Genomic DNA, 1,358 nt, shown 5'->3' on the forward strand with positions numbered 1-1,358 from the left:
GGAGGGGCCTGCGCGGTGCCAGGACCGGCGGGCGGGCGTGCCCGGCCGCCGGACCCTGGTGGATGCTGCGGCTTACCGCACGGCGTGCGCCATGACGTGCTCGAGCGTGTGCAGCGTGCCCGCATCGAGATCGTCGACGCCTCCGGTCACCGCGCGCAGCATGTTGCGTTCGGCGCGGGCGGCCCCGCGGACGGTCTGTTCGTGGTGGGTGAAGGTGCTCACCGCCTGCAGCACCCCATAGGCCGTGTGCTGCCAGGGCGCCACCCGCATGTCGTTGCGCCACAACCGATCCAGGCTCTCGCGCTTGTGCTCGGCCAGGGTGCGCGAGCGCCCCGGCTCATCTGGCAGCGGGGCGTGCGCGTCGATGAAGTCGGCCCACTGCCGCTCGCTCACGCTCGTCTCGCACAACCGCTTGACCTGCGCGGCGAACGCGTCCGCGATCTCGTAGACGATGTGCAGCGCCTGCCGGGCCTCCCCCAGGCGCAGGGGCGAATGGCGCGAGTGTCGGATCTTGAGCTGCTGGCCCGACTCGGCCAGCCCCGCACTCATCGAATTATCGCAGACGATGTTGGTGACGGCCCGCTTAAAAGTCGTCGCCAGCGAACCGTCAAAACTCGTCGCGGCGAACAAGTGCGGCCTAAATTCCACTCCTTCGGGCGTGCGGACGTTCTCCGGCACCTCCACCGACACCCAGGCCACCGCCCCCTGCCGCAGCAGCCCGGCCGACCCGATCGCCAGGTCCGCATCCAGCACCTGCGCAACGGTGTCGATCAGCCACTGCTCGTAGGCGTGGGCCCGGTAGCCCTCGCCGAAGATGCCCATCACATGGCCGGTGTCGCTGCGGACAAACGCCCGGCGCTCGGGCACGCGGACCAGACCGCCGGTGACGGGACCTTCCACGTACACCGGACTGGCCACGGCCCGCCAGCCGAACAGACGCCGCTTGACGTCCTCGACGGGGATGGCACCGGGGTAGTGATTGGGCTCGGCGCTCTGCAGGTTCGCGCGGTAGTGCCACGCGCTGCCGCGCTTGTCGGTGAACCCGATCAGTGTGTTCGCGTTCAGCCACTCCAGAGACTCCTTGGACATAGCGTTTCTCCCTTCCCTTTTCGATGCGGTGCAGGACGCGGGGCGGACGGGCGGTCCTGCGCCGCCCGCCCGCCCCGCGGATGGTCTGAACCGGCCGTGCGGCGGCGCACGGTTGCCGCCGTACGTCGCCTTCAGCCGGTGCAGAGCAGGCAGTTGCAGGCGTGCGTCTCGTGCGGGCACGGCCCGGTCCCGCCGTTGCAGGGCCGGCCGTCGTCGGCCTGGCAGGGCTCTTCGCCGTGGCACATGCGGGTGTCGCCGCTACATTGGGC

The 1,358-nt window shown here is 70.5% G+C and carries 1 protein-coding gene; it reads right to left on the reverse strand.

Annotation, left to right across the window (positions count from 1 at the left end):
* Positions 1-72: 72 nt before the first annotated feature.
* The gene (locus tag ACQKIP_RS47520; RefSeq protein WP_365863672.1) at positions 73-1,089 is read right to left on the reverse strand and encodes a DUF932 domain-containing protein; all 1,017 of its coding nucleotides are present in this window, start codon (positions 1,087-1,089) and stop codon (positions 73-75) included.
* Positions 1,090-1,358: the final 269 nt, after the last annotated feature.

Source organism: Streptomyces sp. NPDC059900, assembly GCF_050270335.1.
In the GTDB taxonomy this organism is placed as follows: domain Bacteria; phylum Actinomycetota; class Actinomycetes; order Streptomycetales; family Streptomycetaceae; genus Streptomyces.